15 protein-coding genes are annotated in these 15544 nt (G+C 69.9%); 8 read left to right on the top strand and 7 right to left on the bottom strand.

All coding sequences use genetic code 11. The features are described from left to right. Nucleotides 1-183: 183 nt before the first annotated feature. Nucleotides 184-576 carry a response regulator gene (locus MKL01_RS07795; protein WP_243904641.1) on the top strand — a complete coding sequence of 131 codons (393 nt, stop codon included), beginning with the start codon at nt 184-186 and terminating at the stop codon, nt 574-576. A 519-nt stretch (nt 577-1095) separates the two neighbouring features. On the opposite strand, the gene rpsU is transcribed toward MKL01_RS07795, so the two are convergent. Then, nucleotides 1096-1431, bottom strand: coding sequence for a 30S ribosomal protein S21 (gene rpsU / locus MKL01_RS07790; RefSeq protein ID WP_243904640.1), 336 nt, complete (start codon nt 1429-1431; stop codon nt 1096-1098). A gap of 323 nt (nt 1432-1754) precedes the next feature. Between rpsU and MKL01_RS07785 the strand changes: the two genes are divergently transcribed. After that, on the top strand, nt 1755-2801 hold the full coding sequence (locus tag MKL01_RS07785) for a threonine aldolase family protein (protein ID WP_243904639.1): 1047 nt from the start codon (nt 1755-1757) through the stop codon (nt 2799-2801). A gap of 386 nt (nt 2802-3187) precedes the next feature. On the opposite strand, the gene MKL01_RS07780 is transcribed toward MKL01_RS07785, so the two are convergent. Then, nucleotides 3188-4375, bottom strand: a complete 1188-nt coding sequence (locus MKL01_RS07780) for a DUF1501 domain-containing protein (RefSeq protein WP_243904638.1) — start codon at nt 4373-4375, stop codon at nt 3188-3190. Further along, nucleotides 4372-5901: a DUF1800 domain-containing protein gene (locus tag MKL01_RS07775; RefSeq protein ID WP_243904637.1), complete on the bottom strand. Its 1530-nt coding sequence runs from the start codon at nt 5899-5901 to the stop codon at nt 4372-4374. The genes MKL01_RS07780 and MKL01_RS07775 overlap by 4 nt, the downstream gene beginning before the upstream one ends. A gap of 194 nt (nt 5902-6095) precedes the next feature. Between MKL01_RS07775 and MKL01_RS07770 the strand changes: the two genes are divergently transcribed. Continuing rightward, on the top strand, nt 6096-7709 hold the full coding sequence (locus tag MKL01_RS07770) for a peptide chain release factor 3 (RefSeq protein WP_243904636.1): 1614 nt from the start codon (nt 6096-6098) through the stop codon (nt 7707-7709). A 144-nt stretch (nt 7710-7853) separates the two neighbouring features. Here MKL01_RS07770 and MKL01_RS07765 read toward each other — a convergent pair whose 3' ends face one another. Further along, nucleotides 7854-8312 carry a response regulator gene (locus MKL01_RS07765; RefSeq protein WP_243904635.1) on the bottom strand — a complete coding sequence of 153 codons (459 nt, stop codon included), beginning with the start codon at nt 8310-8312 and terminating at the stop codon, nt 7854-7856. A gap of 8 nt (nt 8313-8320) precedes the next feature. After that, on the bottom strand, nt 8321-8788 hold the full coding sequence (locus tag MKL01_RS07760) for a BLUF domain-containing protein (protein WP_243904634.1): 468 nt from the start codon (nt 8786-8788) through the stop codon (nt 8321-8323). A 312-nt stretch (nt 8789-9100) separates the two neighbouring features. On the opposite strand from MKL01_RS07760, the gene MKL01_RS07755 reads away from it, so the two are divergent. From MKL01_RS07755 to MKL01_RS07735, 5 genes are all read left to right on the top strand, one after another. Beyond that, nucleotides 9101-10378 (top strand): flagellar hook protein FlgE, encoded by a 1278-nt coding sequence (locus tag MKL01_RS07755; RefSeq protein ID WP_243904633.1) that lies wholly within the window; start codon nt 9101-9103, stop codon nt 10376-10378. Between the two features lie 34 nt (nt 10379-10412). Next, complete coding sequence (gene flgK / locus MKL01_RS07750; RefSeq protein ID WP_243904632.1) at nt 10413-12302, top strand: flagellar hook-associated protein FlgK; 1890 nt, start codon at nt 10413-10415, stop codon at nt 12300-12302. 2 nt (nt 12303-12304) lie between these two features. After that, nucleotides 12305-13912: a flagellin gene (locus MKL01_RS07745; protein ID WP_243904631.1), complete on the top strand. Its 1608-nt coding sequence runs from the start codon at nt 12305-12307 to the stop codon at nt 13910-13912. A gap of 164 nt (nt 13913-14076) precedes the next feature. Continuing rightward, a complete protein-coding gene (locus MKL01_RS07740; RefSeq protein WP_243904630.1) occupies nt 14077-14352 on the top strand; it encodes a hypothetical protein in 276 nt (91 codons plus the stop codon). Then, nucleotides 14345-14686 (top strand): porin, encoded by a 342-nt coding sequence (locus MKL01_RS07735; RefSeq protein WP_243904629.1) that lies wholly within the window; start codon nt 14345-14347, stop codon nt 14684-14686. The genes MKL01_RS07740 and MKL01_RS07735 overlap by 8 nt, the downstream gene beginning before the upstream one ends. Before the next feature lie 16 nt (nt 14687-14702). On the opposite strand, the gene MKL01_RS07730 is transcribed toward MKL01_RS07735, so the two are convergent. Together MKL01_RS07730 and MKL01_RS07725 are read right to left on the bottom strand one after the other, a co-directional pair. Continuing rightward, nucleotides 14703-15176 carry a hypothetical protein gene (locus tag MKL01_RS07730; protein ID WP_243904628.1) on the bottom strand — a complete coding sequence of 158 codons (474 nt, stop codon included), beginning with the start codon at nt 15174-15176 and terminating at the stop codon, nt 14703-14705. After that, nucleotides 15163-15522 carry a rod-binding protein gene (locus MKL01_RS07725; protein WP_243904627.1) on the bottom strand — a complete coding sequence of 120 codons (360 nt, stop codon included), beginning with the start codon at nt 15520-15522 and terminating at the stop codon, nt 15163-15165. Before MKL01_RS07725 ends, MKL01_RS07730 begins: the two co-directional genes overlap by 14 nt. Nucleotides 15523-15544 lie beyond the last annotated feature (22 nt).

The raw sequence follows: 15544 nt of genomic DNA, 5'->3' as shown, positions 1-15544 counted from the left end.
AATTCGGGCGTTCCGCACGGAAGTGACCCCATCTGACCGCATGGCAGGCAGACGGCCGCTGATTCGCTATGACTCTTGTGAGCCGGCTCGTGACAGGCCAGCATGGCCGAATCGGGGAATCAGAAGCCCATTGACGGGACCGTGACCCGAGGCGGGGCAACGCACCGAGAGCAGGAGACCTTCATGGATCGCGCACAGCCCGATAGTTCCGGCCCCGTGGCCCTCGTGGTGGAGGACGACGCGGCGGTGCGCGACCTCGCAACCGCGGTGCTGGAGGAGACGGATCTCGGCGTGATCGCCTGCGAGAGCGCCGAGGCCGCCCTGTCGGTGCTCGAACGCGCCGACGTCACCGTGGCGCTGCTCTTCGCCGACGTGCGCCTTCCGGGCGCCATGGACGGGATCTCCCTCGCCCAGGCAGTCGGCCGCCGCTGGCCAGACGTGCGCGTGGTCGTCACCTCCGGGGCGAGCCGGGACGCGCGCCTGCCCGATCAGGCGGTGTACATGCAGAAGCCGTGGCGGGCGCTCGATGTCCTGGTCCAGGCCGAGCGCGCCACGATCGCCGCCAAGGCGGCCTGAGCGGCGGACCGGCGGGCCCCTGCGTCGGCAGGGGTCGGAGGCGGGGAAACCCGCTTCCGAAGGCGGCAGAGCAGCGGCGCTTCCCCTGTGCGGGACGTCGTCCCGGCCCGATCCCTCCGCCGCAGAGCCGCGATGGTCGCCCATCCCGGGCGCGGAGCCGCCGACCCGCGCTCCCTCACGGGCTACGGGAGCCATACATCATCGGTAGCGACCCGGCAGCATGAGGCGCAGGCCACCTCTCCCGCCCGGGCGAGCGGCCTGTCGCGCCGCGCGGAAGCCGACATGCGACCATCGGAGGCCGCAGGCGCTTGGGGACCCGAGTGCCGTCCGGCGGCCGGATCACCCGTACGATCCGTGGCTTCAGCAACCCGCCGATCCGGAGGCGCGCGGAACAGCCGGCTTCAAGCGCCGGTCATGCCCGCGAAGACGCCCTGCGAACGGAAACCGCAGGTCCCACCGCAAAGAAAAAGCCCGGCCGCTCGCGCGGGCCGGGCTTTCTCGAAACCGAGATGGCGTCGCTCAGGCGACGGTCGCCGGGCTGACCGGGGTCTGGCCGGAGGCGTTGCCGCCCTGCGGTCCGGCCGCCGACGGCGACGGGAAACCGGGACGGCGGCTGCCGGCGGGGAAACGGGGCTTCGGCTTCGGCGCGGCGATCAGGCCCTCGCGGATCGCGGTCTTGCGGGCCTGCTTGCGGGCGCGGCGGACGGCCTCGGCCTTCTCGCGAGCCTTGCGCACGGACGGCTTCTCATAAGCCTTGCGCTGCTTCATCTCGCGGAAGATGCCCTCGCGCTGCATCTTCTTCTTGAGGACGCGGAGCGCTTGATCGACGTTGTTGTCGCGAACGAGTACCTGCAACGGACTTGATCCTCTGGACCTGAATTTTGGGCTCGCGCAGCCCGCCGCCGATCTGGAAACCGGCAACGTCCCTCGCCCGGGATGAACCCGGGAGGGACGGGAACGTCGGTTTCCGAATCGGCGTGGAGCCCACGCCTTGGCGCGCCTTCTACACCAAGCGCGAACCAGTTCCAACAGCTTCGCACGACCGATCTTCGCCGTCGCCGCGTCGATCGTTCATGCTCGGAGACTGCGACCGGTCCGATGCACGCCAGCCCTGTGTGCCCACGATTTGCAGCCCGGGCCGATTGCAACGCGCTCGGCGGCGGCTCTAGGCTGCGCCGATGCAGCACGACGACTCGCAGCAATTCGCCAGCGACAACTACTCCGGCATCTGCCCGGAGGCCTGGGCCGCCATGGAGGCGGCCAATCGCGGACACGCGCCGGCCTACGGCGAGGATGCCTGGACGGTCCGGGCCGCGGACGCGTTCCGCCGCCTGTTCGAGACCGGGTGCGAGGTGTTCTTCGCCTTCAACGGCACGGCGGCCAACGCCCTGGCCCTGGCCGCGCTCTGTCAATCCTACCACAGCGTGATCTGCGCCGACTCGGCCCATGTCGAGACCGACGAGTGCGGGGCGCCGGAATTCTTCTCCAACGGCTCCAAGCTGCTGACGGTCCGGACCGAGGGGGGCAAACTCACCCCGGAGGCGATCCGCGGCCTCGCCGCCAACCGCACCGACATCCATTTCCCGCGGCCCCGGGTGGTCACGATCACGCAGCCGACCGAGACCGGACAGGTCTATACATTGGCCGAACTGCGGGCCCTGTCGGAGACCTGTCGGGCTCTCGGCCTCGCGCTGCACATGGACGGCTCGCGCTTCGCCAACGCCTGCGCGAGCCTCGGCTGCAGCCCGGCGGACATGACCTGGCGGGCCGGCATCGACGTGCTGTGCTTCGGCGGCACCAAGAACGGCATGCATGCCGGCGAGGCGGTGGTGTTCTTCGATCCCAAGCTCGCGGAGGATTTCGGCTACCGGTGCAAGCAGGCCGGACAGCTCGCCTCGAAGATGCGCTTCCTGGCGGCGCCGTGGGTCGGCATGCTGGAGAGCGGCGCGTGGCTGGCCAACGCGACCCACGGAAATGCCTGCGCCCGCCGCTTCGCCGCATCCGTCGCCGGGCTGCCGGGGGTGCGGGCGCTGTTCCCCGTGGAGGCCAACGCCGTCTTCCTGACCATGCCCCCCGCCACCATGGAGGGCCTGCGGGCCCGGGGCTGGCGGTTCTACACCTTCATCGGCGGCGGAGCGCGGTTCATGTTCGCCTGGGATGCCCGGCCCGAGCGGGTGGACGAGCTGGTCGGCGACCTGCGCGCGCTGGCGGCCGCGGCGGCCTGACCGGGCGGACGCCAGGAAATCCGGTTCTTGGCCCTGCTTGCGTTCCAGCACCCGGACCTGGCCATTCAACCGTTCACGGCAGGCTCACGCATCCCGGGTTCTCGACATCGGCGTGGGATGGGGCGACCTCCTCAGAGAAGCGGCTCGGCGTCTCTCCCTCCCCCCCCTCTGCGGTGGAGGGTGGCCTGCGAAAGGGGGTGGGCGAGGGGAGCGACGACGCAGGATCAGGTTTTGCCCGCCGTGCCGGTCGCGGTCTTTCCTGAAGCCGCGCACCCCTCTCCCGACCCCTGCCGACGCAGGGGCCACCCTTCCCCGCAGAGGGGGAAGGGAGAGGGCGCCCGCGCTTTTTCCTGAGTCTTTAGCCCGCTCGCTTCGGCGCCGCCTCTCTACAAGAGCGCCAGCTCCGCCGGGTCGGCACTCGGAAAGATCCGGCGCAGGCTCGCCTGGTCGAGGCCGTAGAGCTTTCGGAACAGCCCGCCGAGCAAGGCCCGGTAGTCGGTGAGCACCGGGTAGTCCCGGTTCTGGAACAGGTGCGCCTCGTCGGCCCGCACCTGCGGCCCGGCGATGCGGCCGCCGCGGACGCCGCCGCCGAGGATCCAGTAGGCGCTGCCGTGGCCGTGGTCGGTGCCGCGGTTGCCGTTCTCCCGGAAGGTGCGGCCGAACTCCGACAGCACCACCACGACCGTGTCCGACCAGCCCGGCCCGATCTCCGCGACGAAGCCGGCGAGACCGCGCCCCAGCTCGCCCAGCCGGTCGGCGAGGTAGCCCGCGCCCGCGCCCTGGTTCACGTGGGTGTCCCAGCCGCCGACATCCACGAACCCGAGATTGAAGGTCTCGCGCATCAGGCGGCCGATGCGCCGGGCCGACAGCTCGAAGCCCTTGGGCGAGACCGCCCCGCGGTCGGCCTGGCCGGCATGGTCGGAGATCGACTGGTAGACCGCGTCGCGCACGCGGAACCCCTCGGACACCGCGGCCGCAAGCTTGGTGTCGCTGTACATGGCGGCGATGAGGCGCGCCTGCCGGTCGTCGATGCCGGGCTTGCCGACACCGTTGATGGCGACGTTCGGCACGGTCTCGCCGCCCCGGAAGATCAGCGGCATCTGGTCGGTGAAGGCGATCGGCCGGACCCGGGTCAGCTCCGCAGCCAGCCGCGCCATGAAGCCGGAATTGTAGTCGCGGGCGGCCCCCACCGTCTGCCCCATCTCGATCGTGTCCTGGGTCTCGAAATGGCTGCGCGTGAGGTCGTCGGTGCCGGCGAAGGGCACGAAGGCCGCCTGTCCCGACGCGTAGAGCGGCAGGATCGTCTCGCGCAGGGCCGGATGCAGGCTCCAGTCTGCGTCAAGGGTCGCCGCGGTCTTAAGGTCCGCGGCGTCGGGCCGGGCGATCGCGAGGTTCGGCCGCGACCGGTAATAGAAGTCGCTGCCGGTGGGGATCACCACGTTGGCGGCGTCGTAGGCGCCGCGCAGGAACACCACGAGGAGGCGCGCGTCGGCCTTCGGGGTCGCCCAGACGCGGCCGGCCACCGAGGACAGGCCGAGCGCCGCGGAGGCGCGGATCAGGTCGCGACGGTTCATCGCATGAATTCCGGCGAGGCGAGGTAGAGCGTGTTCCAGTCCTGGGGCGAGACCGCCTGGGCGAGCGCCGCCCGCGTCGAGGCCGAGAGGGTGGCCGACAGCGCGGAGAAGTAGAGCCCGTTGGCGATCACCGGGAAGCCCGGCTGCTCGGGCTGGTCGGGTCCTGCGGGCTTGAACAGGCCGGCCGGACCGGAGCCGATCTGCCGGGCGATCTCGAACCGCGTCGCGAGCTGGCCCGGCCCGCTCCAAGCCGCCGCATCGAGGGGGTAGCCGTCCGGCGTCGAGCGGTTGAACAGGCCCTCGCCGAGGCGGTTGAGCCAGCCGAGCACCGGGCCGGCATTGAGGATCACCCGGTCGTCGTAGGCCATGCGCAGGGCCGAGAGGACATAGCGCACCGGATCCTTGAACGCCTCGCTCCGGCCGGCCGCGAAGGTCGGCTCTCGCACCAGCGCTTCCATCACCGCGGCGATGTCGCCGTCCGTGCGCCCGAAGACGGCGGCCAGCCGCGCCACCAGCGCGTCGTCCGGCACCTGGCCGAGGAAGTAGGTGGCGAGCGCCCGGGAGACGTTCGCGGCGGTGGCGGGATGGCGGGCGATCAGGTCCACCGCCTCCTCGATCTCGGCCCAGCCGCGGCCTTGGATACGCGTCCCGAGAAGGATCTTGTCGCCGTAATCGTGCCGGTTCGGGTTGAACGCGAACAGGCCGTCGCGGCGGTATTCGGCGGCGTGCTCGGGGCGGAGTTTTGGATCCTCTGGCTTCAGGTCGATGCCGACCCCGCTCAGGATCCGGGCCAGCGCCTCCACGTCGCTCTGGCTGTAGCCGGAGCCGACGCCCATCGTGTGCAGCTCCATGATCTCGCGGGCGTAGTTCTCGTTCAGGTGGCCCGCCGCGTTGGCGTCGTTGTCGAGGTAGCGCAGCATGGCCGGGTGGCGCAGGCTCGCCATCAGCAGGTCGCGGAAATGCCCGAGCACGTGCGGGCGGATCGCCGTGTCGAGATAGTCGCCCACCGCGGCCCGCAGGGTCGACTTGCCCTGGTGGACGTTGAACCGGTTGAACCACAACCACGTCAGCCGCTCGCGCAGCTGGTCCGGGCTGTAGAGCGCCCGCAGCACCCAGGCGGAGGCGGCGTTCCGCGCAGCCGTGTTCAGCGCGGCCTGGAACGCCTGCTCGGCGGCCTTCCTGGCCTCGGGATCGGCCAGCTCCTTGGCGGCCTTGGCCTGCGCGTCCAGCGCCTGGGCGCGCGCGAACAGGCTGCCGGGCGGCGTCAGCGCGTCGACCTCGGCCTGCGCGGCCGGTGGCAGGCGCGTCTCGGCCGGCGGATGCAGCTGCGCGTGCAGCCAGCGCGTCCGGCCCTCGGCCTCGAGCCGCGCGAAGGCCGAGGGCGTGACGCCCCAGGTCAGCGCGTTCAGGAATGCGGCATCGGCCGCCACGCCGGGCGGCGGCGCATCGGCCGCACGGGGCCCGGGGCTCGCCGAGGCCAGGAGCAGGGCGGCGACCAGAGAACAGCGTGCTGCGGCCCGCGACATCGGAGCCTCGCGAAGCGTGGATCGGTCGGGGGAGCGTCGGGCCGCGCCCCTGTACCGGACCTGAAAGGCCGCCCCATGATGCCGGCGTCTTTGCCAATATCGGGCCTTGCCGCTACACGATCCCGAGATCCATCGTCCGAGACCGCGCGCGCCCCGCGCGCCGCCACGTCCCGCCGACCCAGAGCGTTCGCTCCATGCTGATGCAGACCAAGACCGAGGCGAAGCCGGCCGATCCGGTGTCGCGGCGGCGCACCTTCGCGATCATCTCGCACCCGGACGCGGGCAAGACCACGCTCACCGAGAAGCTGCTGCTGTTCGGCGGCGCGATCCAGCTCGCCGGCGAGGTCAAGGCCAAGCGCAACCGGGTCTCGACCCGCTCCGACTGGATGGGCATCGAGAAGGAGCGCGGCATCTCGGTCGTCACCTCGGTGATGACCTTCGAGTACGGCGACTGCGTCTTCAACCTGCTCGACACGCCCGGCCACGAGGACTTCTCCGAGGACACCTACCGGACGCTGACCGCGGTCGATTCGGCCGTGATGGTGATCGACGCCGCCAAGGGCATCGAGGCGCGCACGCGCAAGCTGTTCGAGGTCTGCCGCCTGCGGGACATCCCCATCGTCACCTTCGTCAACAAGCTCGACCGCGAGGCCCGCGACCCGTTCGAGCTGCTCGACGAGATCGAGAAGACGCTGGCGCTCGACGTCGCCCCGGTCACGTGGCCGATCGGCACCGGCCGCAACTTCTCCGGCACATACGAACTCGGCGGCAACCGCGTGCGCCGGCTCGACGCCGCCGAGGATGCCGGGATGGTCACGGTGTCGGGCCCGCAGGATCCGCTGTTCGACGAGCTCCTCACCGAGAACGGCGCGGCCGACGCGTGGCGCGAAGAGGTGGAGCTCGCCGAGGGCGGGCTGAAGCCATTCGACCTCGACGCGTTCCGCGAGGGCCACCTGACACCGGTGTTCTTCGGCTCGGCGCTGCGCAATTTCGGCGTGCGCGATCTCATCGACGGTCTCGCCAAGGTTGCGCCGCCGCCGCGCGGCCAGGACGCCGACAAGCGCCTGGTCGAGCCCACCGAGCCGCGCATGACCGGCTTCGTGTTCAAGATTCAGGCGAACATGGACCCGAACCACCGGGACCGGATCGCCTTCATGCGGGTCTGCTCGGGCAAGCTCAACCGGGGCATGAAGGCCCGGCTGGTGCGGACCGGCAAACCGATCTCGCTCTCGGCGCCGCAATTCTTCTTCGCGCAGGATCGGGCCATCGCCGACGAGGCCTATGCCGGCGACGTGGTCGGCATCCCGAACCACGGCACGCTGCGCATCGGCGATACGCTGACCGAGGGCGAGGATCTGCTGTTCCGCGGCGTCCCGAGCTTCGCCCCCGAACTCCTGCGCCGGATCAAGCTCACCGACGCCATGAAGGCCAAGAAGCTGCGCGAGGCGCTCCAGCAGATGGGCGAGGAGGGCGTCGTCCAGGTGTTCATCCCGCAGGACGGCAGCCAGGCGATCGTCGGCGTGGTCGGCGCGCTGCAGCTCGACGTGCTCAAGGAGCGCCTGCAGGCGGAGTACGGCCTGCCGGTGGACTACGAGACCTCGCGGTTCTCGGTCTGCCGTTGGGTGTCTTCGGACTCGGAGGCGGAGCTCGACAAGTTCATCGATTCGCACGGCTCGGCCATGGCCAAGGACCTCGACGGGGCCCCGGTCTTCATGGCGACCACGGCGTTCTCGCTCCGCTACGAGGAGGAGCGCTACCCGGCGGTGCGCTTCACCGACGTGAAGGATTACCAGAAGCGGGCGGCCTGAGGCGGTCCCGCGCCTGATGCCGCCGCCGCCCTTGTCTAAGGTGCCCGCATCCGCGGGCAACGCGGGTGCCCGTCGGGCAGCGCGGCGGTCGCGTCGGCATCTCGGGACGCGGTTGAGGGTGCTGGATGCCCGGTCTGACTTCTCTCAGAACTTCCCCAGCATCGGAAATTCCACGCTCAGGGATGATTCCGCCGCCATCGGCGCCTCGCGCCGGCGCGGCTTGCGGTTGAGCACCTGCTTCAGCTTCGCCTTCAGCACCGCCATGTCGAACGGCTTGAGGATGAAGGCGTCCGCCCCCGCCTGGTGGGCGAGGTTGATGTCCTCGAAGTCGAAGGACGATTCGGTGAGCATGAAGGGCGTGTTCATCAGCGCGTCGTCGGCGCGGATCTCGCGCAGGAGGCTGAGGCCGTCCATCGGCTCCATGTCGAGGTCGGAGATCACCAGGGCGTAGCGGCGCTGCCGAAGCCGCTCCAGCGCCTCGGGCCCGCTGGTGACGCCCTCGACATCCGGGAATCCGATCCGGGTCATCAGCATCACGATGAGGCGCAGGAGCTTCTCCTGGTCGTCGACGATGAGGATCGGGGGCGTATCGCTCTCGGACATCGCTCGGCTCAGACGAAGAGGTGGTCGATGCCCTGGCGGGTCATCGTGTCGGATTGCAACAACAGGCACAGACCGTGGATCGCCGAGGCCTTCGGCGTGCCGCGTTGGAGCATAGGCAGCAGATTGGCCTTGGCAAACAGCGTGTCGTTGGCCGCCGTGCGCTGGGCGCTCTTGAAGGAGTGGACGAATTCCCGCTTGGCGATCTCGCGCCACTCGCTGATCTGGACGTCCCGGTGGCGGGTGTCGGCGCTGATCCGGTCGAAGGTCTCGTGCACCGACGAGCGCTCGCCCTCGATCACCTGGCAGGCGAAGTTGCCCTCGATGACCAGGAAGCTGGTGATCACCGCGAACTCGTTCTTCTTCTGCGCCGTCCGCCCGATCTCGCCGATCTGCTCGGACCGCTTGGCCGGGTCCGACGACAGGTTCAGGCGCGAGAAGTAGATGATGTGGACGAGGCTCGTCCGTTTCGCCCGCATGATCCCGAGATCCGAAATCCGTCCCACGCGTACCGGACCGGACGCTCCGCACCCGATCCCGGTCCGCGCACGACCCTGTCCGCGCACGACCCTCGCACGCGCCGGATAACACGCTGTAAACGCCGGCCGCCCCGCGCGGACGCGCCGGACGGGCACCGCCCGGCAGGATCTGCCGGGCCAGCCCGCCGGGTGGGTCAAGCCTGCCGGGTCGAGGGCGGCCGACCTCTGATCCGTCAGTGACTTAGCGGTGGCACGGCGGTTGCCAACTCCACGGTCTGCGGGCCGTCGCGGCGCGCATCGGGATCGCTCGCCATGGACCTCTTCACCGCCCTGCAGACCTCGGTCTCAGGACTGCAGGCGCAGTCCTACGCCATCAGCAACATTTCCGGGAACATCGCGAACTCGCAGACGACTGGATACAAGCGCGTCGACACCAGCTTCGTCGACATGATGTCCGAAACGACACCGAAGCGCGAAGTCGCGGGCTCTGTGCTCGCCCAGTCGCAGCTGACCAACACGATCGCCGGCAATGTCGTGGCGTCGAGCGTGCCGACCAACATGTCGATCAGCGGCACGGGCTTCTTCACGGTGGTGCAGAAGACGGGTGACGCGAACGGGGCCGCCACGTTCGGCGGCACCAACGCCTACACGCGCAGGGGCGACTTCGCCCCGACGGCGGACGGTTACCTGATGAACGGCGCGGGCGGCTACCTGACCGGCAACAATCTCGACCCGCTCACCGGTCAGGTCACCAGTTCTGGGCCGGTCGTGATCGGCAACCCCGTCCTGCCGGCCCAGCCCACCACGACGGTCACCTACGCGGCCAATCTGCCGGCGACGCCGACCACGAGCGCGTCGACCACCCCGCCGAACAGCATCGCCGGCCCCTCGATCACCGCCTACACGCCCAGCGGCGCGCCCGTGGCGATCAACATGCGCTGGACGCAGCTCACCAGCACCGCGACGGGGTCGACGTGGAAGCTGTCCTACGACAGCGGCACCACGGGCAATCCGACCTGGACGGACGTGGCGACGCCGTTCGCTTTCGACGCGACCGGCAAGCTCACCTCCCCGAGCGCGAGCGCCGCAGCGCCCAACACCGTGACGGTCGATCTGAGCGGCGACACGTTCTCAGGTTACACGTTTCCGAACCTGACCTTGGACATCTCCGGGGGGCTGACCCAGTACGCCGATGCGAGCGGCGCCGTCACCACCGGCACGCTGAGCCAGAACGGCAACACCTCCGGCACGCTCACGAGCGTCGCGGTCGGCACCGACGGAAAGATCAGCGGCACGTTCTCCAACGGGTCGGTGAAAACGCTCGCCACCGTGGGGATCGCCCAGTTCGCCAACCCGGACGGTCTGAAGGCCGATTCCAAAGGCAACTACCTGCAGACCGCCGATTCCGGTCCGCCCCTCGCGGGCCTCGACGGCAGCACGATCACGGGCGCCAGCAACGAGCAATCCAATACCGACATTGCCACCGAGTTTTCTAAGATGATCGTAACGCAGCAGGCCTACTCTGCGAACACGCGCGTCATGTCGACGGCCCAGACGATGATGTCGGACCTGCTGAATGTGATTCGCTGAGTGAGGACGCGCACCCGAACGCGGAGGCCGTGACATGTCGCTGAACGCGCTTTCCACCGCGACCGCAGGGCTCGCCGCGACGCAGGCGGCGATCAACCTCGTCTCGCAGAACGTCGCGAATGCCGGCACCGCGGGCTACGTCAAGCGGACGATCACGTCGGTCGCCACCGGGCCCAACAATTCGGGTGTCGCCACCGGCACGATCACCCGTACCTTCGACGCGGCGGCGCTCAAGCAGCTCCGCCTCGAGACCTCGGGCGCCGCCTACACCAGCACGAAGGCGGGGATCATCTCCCAGCTCGATTCCCTGTACGGCACGCCGGGGAGTTCGACGTCGCTCGACGGCACGATGAACACCTTCACCGAGTCCCTTCAGGAACTCTCCGCCAATCCGACGTCCGCGGCGGCGCGCACGACCGTCCTGGGCAACGCGTCGGCGGTGGCCAGCCAGATCAACAGCGCAGCCAGCACGGTGCAGACCCTGCGCAGCGGGATCGAGTCTCAGCTCGGCACCGACACGACCACGGCGAGCACGCTCCTCTCCAGCATCGCGAGCCTCAACACCAAGATCCAGAACACCACCGACGACACGTCCCTGGCCGATTTCCAGGACCAGCGCGATCAGGCGATCAACAGCCTGTCGAGCTACATGGACGTCAAGACGGTCTCGCAGAGCGACGGAACCGTCTCCGTCATGACCCAGTCGGGCGCGACTCTGGTGGACCGCGGAAACGCTGCGAAGCTGACCTTCGACGGGCGGGGCAGCCTCGACCCCAATTCGACCTACTCCACCGATCCGAGCCAGCGTTCGGTCGGGACCATCACCGCCACGCTGGCGGGCGGCGGCAAGATCGACCTCGGCGAGCCCGGCGTGCTGCGCTCCGGAAGCCTGGCCGCCCAGTTCGAGCTGCGCGACCAGACGCTGCCGCAGGCCCAGCGCCAGCTCGACGACCTCGCGGCGGGCCTCGCCACCGCGCTCACCAACACCGGCACCACCGGCACGCTCAGCGGCGGCGCCAGCACCATCACCGTCGGAGTTATGCAGCCCGGCAACACGCTCACGGTTCCGGTCACCGACACCACCGGGACCGTGCGCAACGTGACCCTTGTGGCCTCGGCGACCGCGAGCGGAACGATCGTGCCGGCCGGGCAGACCAGCGACGCGAACGGCCTGACGCTGACCTTCAACGCCAGCGGCGGCCCGGCCAGCTACGCGACGGCGATCCAGGCGGCGTTCGACACCTTCGCGGCCAGTCCGGCCGCGGCCGCCTACAAGCTTCCGGCGCTGGGCGTGACCGGCGGGACGGCGACCAGCTCGAGCGTGCCCCTGACGCTGACCGCGGGCGGCAAGGTCGCTGCCGCCGCGACGTCCAGCGTCTCGGCGGTCTCGGTCTCCGACCTCAACACCGGCAACCCGTCGATCGCCCTGTTCGTCGACGGCAACGCCAACACGCTCTACACGGGCTCCTTCGACACCGGTTCGCAGCTCACCGGCTTCGCCCAGCGCATCACCGTCAACAGCAACGTGCTGGCCACGCCGTCGGCCCTCACCGCGACGAGCGCGACCGATACGAGCACCTCCGGCGCGCGCGCGCAGAAGCTGTTCACGGCGCTGACCTCCACGCCGCAGACCTTCTCGTCGTCGAGCGGCATCGGCGGCGTCTCCGCGCCGTACCACGCCAGCGTCATCGGATTCGCGCAGGACATCATCGCGTCGCAGGGGGCCGCCTCGGCCAACGCCTCGGCTCTGGACGACACCCAGCAGACCGCTCTGTCCACCGCCCAGGGCCGGTTCGCCGCGGGGGCGGGGGTCAACATCGATCAGGAAATGTCGAACCTGATCGCCCTGCAGAACGCCTACGGCGCCAACGCCCGGGTACTGAGCGCGGCCCGCGACATGCTCAACCAGCTGCTGCAGATCTGATCATGACGACGATCACCCCCTTCGCGGCCGGCTCCTACCTCACCAGCCGCAGCGCCTCGCAATTGCTGACGCTGAAGAATCAGCTCAACGACCTGTCGAACCAGGTCTCGAGCGGGCAGGTGTCGCAGACCTATGGCGGCCTCGGATCCGGCCGGTCCACGGCGCTCGGCGCCCAGGCGACGCTCAGCGCGCTCACCGGCTACGCGGCCGGCATCACCGCCGCCCAGACCCGGACGACCCTGGCGGTGACCAGCCTGACGCAGGTCGCCAGCCTCGGCACCGGCGCCCGCGCGGCGCTGAACAACGGATTGCAGAGCGTCTCGGCGGGGTCCGTCTCGGGGCGCGTGACCGCCCTGGGCGATCTGCAGACCGCGCTGGACGCCCTCAACCAGTCGGCAGGGGGCAACTACCTGTTCGGCGGAAGCGATACGACGACGCAGCCCGTGGTCGACGGGGATACGATCCTGAACGGAACGACCGATTCCAGCGGCAACACGCTCGACGGGCTCACGACGCTGATCAACCAGCGCGTCACCGCGGAACTCGGCGCCGGCAAGAACGGCCGCCTGACGCAGTCGCCGCCCCCGACTTCGCCCAACACCACCACGTCGGTCACGATCACGGACGAGACCAACAGCCAGACCCGGGGCAAGTTCGGCTTCACCCTGGCCGCGGCACCGACGGCGACCGGGGCAATCACCGCCACGTTCAGCACCCTGCCCAGCGGCGCCAACAGCTTCACCCTCGGCCTGTCGGGACAGCCCGCCGCCGGCGACAGCGTCACCTTCAAGCTCAACATGCCGGACGGCACCGCGACGACCCTCACGCTCACGGCGGCGGCGACCGCGGATTCCACCTCGACGACCAGCTTCGCCATCGGGTCGAGCGTCACCGACACGATGAACAACCTGTCCAAGACCCTGGACAACGCGCTCAAGGGCGCGGCCAGCGGCACGCTGGCGGTGAACGCCACCGCGGACGTGGCGTCGAACTTCTTCACCGGATCGGTGAAGGGCGGACCCTCGGGCACCGGCGTGATGCCCGAGCGCATCCAGTACGATGCCGGTGGCAACCCGATCGGCTACCAACCGGCGACCCCGCAGGACACGGTGCTCTGGTATCAGGGCGAGAACACCTACACGGCCACGACACCCCCGACCCAGACCCCGGCGATCGACACGCAGTCGGTCCAGGTCAGCGGGAGCGCCAGCATCGGCACGGGCGCCCGGGCCATCGACCCGGCGGTCCAGAATGTCCTCGCCGGCCTCGCCACCATGGCGTTCGCCCTGCCGACAACCAGCGACGCCAACACCCGCGCGACCTATCAGACGGTGCTCAACAAGGCCGGGACGCTGCTCGCGTCCGCCGACACGAGCCCCAGCGTCCAGGACACAGTCACCCAGCTCTCCCTCGCATCGTCGCACCTGTCCGGCGCCAGCACGACCAACAAGGCCACCCAGAACACCGTGCAGAACACCCTGGACGGGATCGAGCAGGCACCCACCGAGGAGGTGGTGGCCAAGCTGCTCGACGTGCAGAACCGGCTGCAGGCGAGCTACCAGGTCACCGCGACGCTCTCGAAGCTCTCGCTGGTCAACTACATCAGCTGAGGCGGGTCCCGGATGTCGACGGCGCCTGCGCTATGAACCGGCATCCCTTTGTCGTGATTTGAGTCTCGATCGGCCGCCGCGATCACAGTCTTGCCGTTTTCCCACGGTGAACCGCGGTGCGTGGACCTGTTTGCGCGCCGCCGTTGATCCGAGGGGAGGTTCGCATGACGCTCTCCGAACCCGTCGAACTCGTCCGTCGTCTCGGGGCCGCGCCGCGGGACGGGGCGATCGCCACGGTGGAGCAGGCGGTCGACGCGTACGGCGCCGGATATCACCGTCCCGACGACCGCTCCACCGCCCTGGACATCCTGCTCCGCGACCTCGCGCGGCTGCGCGTGCAGGAACCCGCCCTCGACCGGCTCATCGGCACGGTCGAGCGTTACATAGACCGGCTGCACCGGGATCTGGTTTGGCCGGACGGGATGCGCGCGCTTGCCTGAGATCCGTTTGCCGCAGATCCGCCTGCCGGGCGCCGTGATCGCCTGTGCCGTGCTGCTCTTGGCTGGCCAGGCTCTGGCGCTCGACCTCCGCCAGATCCCGACGGCGCCGAAGCCGCTGCCCTGCCCGTCGAAGGGCCCGGGTTTCGTTCGCATGCCGGGGACCGACAGCTGCATCCGCGTCTCCGGCCACGTCGCCGCCGGGCTGGATCTGCGCGCGGGACACGCCGCCGCCGCAGCCCCGACGGTCGCCGGCCGCCTCGCCATCGACAACCGCGCCGACACGGACCTCGGCGAAGTGCGGACCTACCTGCGGATCGGCAACGGCCGCCGCTGAAGCCGGGGCCGGTCGGCTACAGGTCCCGCGACAGGACCAGCGGCCCGCTGCGGACGCCGCGGCCGTAGGGAGACGGGGCCGGCGCCTGACGGCCGTAACCCGCCGGCATCTGCGCCCGCGCGATCTCCTCCGCCAGCGACTTGATCAGTCCCTCCGAGACCGTCCGGGCGCTGTCCAGCACCGACTGGTTCGCCTCCACGACCACCGTGAAGCGCTTATGCGCCGTCCGCAGGGTCTCGACCCCCTCCGGGTTGAAGCGCTTAAGCGCGACGGCGTTCGCCTTGGCGACCTCCAGGCCCTGCATGTAGGCGGCGGCGAGCGCCGCCTTGGGCTCGGCCGCCACGATCCCCTCGCGCAGCCGCCCGGCCCGGACGTGGCCGGCCTCCTCGGCCAGCACCGTCTCCAGGGCGGCCATGTTGCCGAGGACGCCCGCGACGAGCGCCTCCGCGCTGAGGCGGTCCGCGACGCGGAGCGGTTCAGCTCTTTGCACCGGTCGCTCCATCGGCGGTGGTCCCCTGCAGCTTCATGATCTCACGGAACACCGAGTCGGCGATGCCGACGCCGCCGCTCTTCACGATCTGTCCCGCGTATTCCTTGGTCAGCATCGAGCGGTAGATCCCGCCGCCCGTGCCGTTCTCGCCCAGCGGCCCGTCGGTGCCCTCCGACTGGGTCAGCCGGTCCAGGCTGGATTCCAGGAACATCGATTCGAATTCGGTCGCGGTCTTGTGCGCCTTGGCGGTCTTGGCGGCCTTGATGATGCCGTCGACGGCGCTCCCGGCCGCGCCGGTCCCGACGCTGGCGGCGGCCTTGGCGGCGATGGTGGCGAGCTGCAGCATGGTTCGGCCCTCCTGGTCCCTC

The organism is Methylobacterium sp. J-070, from assembly GCF_022829385.1.
In the GTDB taxonomy this organism is placed as follows: Bacteria; Pseudomonadota; Alphaproteobacteria; order Rhizobiales; family Beijerinckiaceae; genus Methylobacterium.
This window is presented reverse-complemented; position numbering and strand designations above follow the sequence as displayed.

Excerpts from the sequence above, each read along its gene's own strand:
- MKL01_RS07795 (WP_243904641.1), top strand. The coding sequence starts at position 184 with ATGGATCGCGCACAGCCCGATAGTTCCGGCCCCGTGGCCCTCGTGGTG.
- MKL01_RS07785 (WP_243904639.1), top strand. The coding sequence starts at position 1,755 with ATGCAGCACGACGACTCGCAGCAATTCGCCAGCGACAACTACTCCGGC.
- MKL01_RS07780 (WP_243904638.1), bottom strand. The coding sequence starts at position 4,375 with ATGAACCGTCGCGACCTGATCCGCGCCTCCGCGGCGCTCGGCCTGTCC.
- MKL01_RS07775 (WP_243904637.1), bottom strand. The coding sequence starts at position 5,901 with ATGTCGCGGGCCGCAGCACGCTGTTCTCTGGTCGCCGCCCTGCTCCTG.
- MKL01_RS07770 (WP_243904636.1), top strand. The coding sequence starts at position 6,096 with ATGCTGATGCAGACCAAGACCGAGGCGAAGCCGGCCGATCCGGTGTCG.
- MKL01_RS07765 (WP_243904635.1), bottom strand. The coding sequence starts at position 8,312 with ATGTCCGAGAGCGATACGCCCCCGATCCTCATCGTCGACGACCAGGAG.
- MKL01_RS07760 (WP_243904634.1), bottom strand. The coding sequence starts at position 8,788 with ATGCGGGCGAAACGGACGAGCCTCGTCCACATCATCTACTTCTCGCGC.
- MKL01_RS07755 (WP_243904633.1), top strand. The coding sequence starts at position 9,101 with ATGGACCTCTTCACCGCCCTGCAGACCTCGGTCTCAGGACTGCAGGCG.
- flgK (WP_243904632.1), top strand. The coding sequence starts at position 10,413 with ATGTCGCTGAACGCGCTTTCCACCGCGACCGCAGGGCTCGCCGCGACG.
- MKL01_RS07745 (WP_243904631.1), top strand. The coding sequence starts at position 12,305 with ATGACGACGATCACCCCCTTCGCGGCCGGCTCCTACCTCACCAGCCGC.
- MKL01_RS07740 (WP_243904630.1), top strand. The coding sequence starts at position 14,077 with ATGACGCTCTCCGAACCCGTCGAACTCGTCCGTCGTCTCGGGGCCGCG.
- MKL01_RS07725 (WP_243904627.1), bottom strand. The coding sequence starts at position 15,522 with ATGCTGCAGCTCGCCACCATCGCCGCCAAGGCCGCCGCCAGCGTCGGG.